The 1,766-nt window shown below is 31.9% G+C and carries 3 protein-coding genes; all 3 read left to right on the forward strand.

The features are described from left to right. The coding region (locus tag AB4653_RS22095) for a DegT/DnrJ/EryC1/StrS family aminotransferase (RefSeq protein ID WP_170962899.1) at positions 1 to 213 on the forward strand (213 nt) is incomplete at its 5' end. Continuing rightward, the gene (locus AB4653_RS22100) at positions 210 to 881 is read left to right on the forward strand and encodes a WbqC family protein (RefSeq protein WP_009847947.1); all 672 of its coding nucleotides are present in this window, start codon (positions 210 to 212) and stop codon (positions 879 to 881) included. The genes AB4653_RS22095 and AB4653_RS22100, both read left to right, overlap by 4 nt. A 23-nt stretch (positions 882 to 904) precedes the next feature. Beyond that, a partial coding sequence (locus tag AB4653_RS22105) for a glycosyltransferase (RefSeq protein WP_372105355.1) occupies positions 905 to 1,766 on the forward strand: 862 nt, incomplete at its 3' end.

Raw genomic sequence — 1,766 nt, forward strand, 5'->3', positions numbered from 1 at the left:
ATATTAAAAGATAACAATATTTTATCTAGAAAATACTTTTATCCGCTAGTATCTGATTTTGATGTTTATAAAAACAATCGAGAAATTTTTAGACAAGGTAGTCTTAGCGTTGCAAAAAAAATAAGTGCTAGAGTTTTATGCCTCCCAATATACTCTGACCTTAATATAGATGATGCAAGTAACGTAATTGATGTGATTAGGGCCTCACGATGAAAGTAGCAATAATGCAACCCTACTTTTTCCCATACTTCGGTTATTTTGAGCTAATTAAGTCAGTCGACAAATTTATAATTTATGATGATGTCAACTATATAAAAAAAGGATGGGTAAATAGGAATCGGATATTAATATCCGGAGAGCCAAAAATGTTTACAATGCCTCTGGTTAATGCTAGCCAGAATAGGCGTATAAATGAAATATTGCTATCTCCCCAAATCTCATTATGGAAGAGCAAATTTCTTAAAACAATTGAGTTAAATTATAAAAGAGCCCCTCATTTTGAAGAAACTTACGCTTTGGTAAGTAAAATCATTGGTTATAAATCAGAGAGCTTATCTGACTTTATAACCAATAGCATAGTTAATATTTCTAAACACTTAGATATTAATTCAGAGTTCGTTATAAGCTCGTCTCGCTACAATAACTCCCAGTTAAAAGGGCAAGATAGAATAATCGACATATGCCAAAAGGAATGTGCTAGTGTATATATAAATGCACTCGGTGGGAGGGACCTCTATGCTGGAGGTGCATTCTTAAATAACAATATTGAACTAAGATTTATGGAGAACAAATCTTTGGTCTATGACCAGTTTTCTAATGAGTTTGTCAGTAATCTTTCGATCATAGACGTTCTTATGTTCAATGGGAAGACGTATCTATAATAACTGTTTTTCATGGAGTTATAATGAATAATCCTCCTTTAGTAATCGTATGGATGTGTACTTATAACCATATAGATTATATTGAACAAGCTGTTGAATCAGTCATGAGTCAAAAGACAACATTTACATTTAAATTGATTCTTTTAGATGATTGTTCGATTGATGGTACGAGAGATAAGTGTTTTGATCTTCGACGTAGGTATGGCTCTAAATTGGAGTTGATTCTTCCTGAAAAAAATACAGGGGGAAAATCTGTTATTGATGATCTTTATCCTAGATGCCTTAATAGTGGTGCTAAATATATTGCTCTTTGTGAAGGCGATGATTATTGGACTGATGAAAATAAGCTACAAAAACAGTTTGAAATGTTGGAAAAACTACCTGATCACGCCGGTTGTTCACACAATACTAAAGTTATTAAAAACCAAAGCAAAAGCGACAACGAATATATTGTTAATCAAAGTATAAAAAATACTTTTACGATTGACGATTTTACAAAGGGACTAGCATATTTTCATACATCGTCGATGTTATATCGAATAAATATGATGAAAAAAATAGATTTTGACTTCTTTAGGGAAAATCCTGGCGACTGGCTCTTATTAACATTGATGTCGGAACTTGGTCCGATTCACTATATTGATGAATCTATGTCATCGTATAGGATTCACAAAAATGGCGAGTGGAGTCGTTTAAGTAAGCTATTTCAATTAAAGAAAAACTTAGAATCGATCGTTAGATATAATCGTGGCTTTAGACAAAGATATGAACAAAACTATATGCCGTTATACATTAGATCTTCCTTATGTGAATACAAGAATTATAAGCAAGAAATTATTGAAAATTTGAATGTTTTTGAATACAACGAGCTTTTAAAGTTAGTTG

The sequence above is a fragment of the Vibrio sp. 10N.222.48.A3 genome (genome assembly GCF_041475345.1).
In the GTDB taxonomy this organism is placed as follows: Bacteria; Pseudomonadota; Gammaproteobacteria; order Enterobacterales; family Vibrionaceae; genus Vibrio; species Vibrio tasmaniensis_A.

Coding starts and splice junctions, on each gene's coding strand:
- AB4653_RS22100 (WP_009847947.1), top strand. CDS start 210: ATGAAAGTAGCAATAATGCAACCCTACTTTTTCCCATACTTCGGTTAT.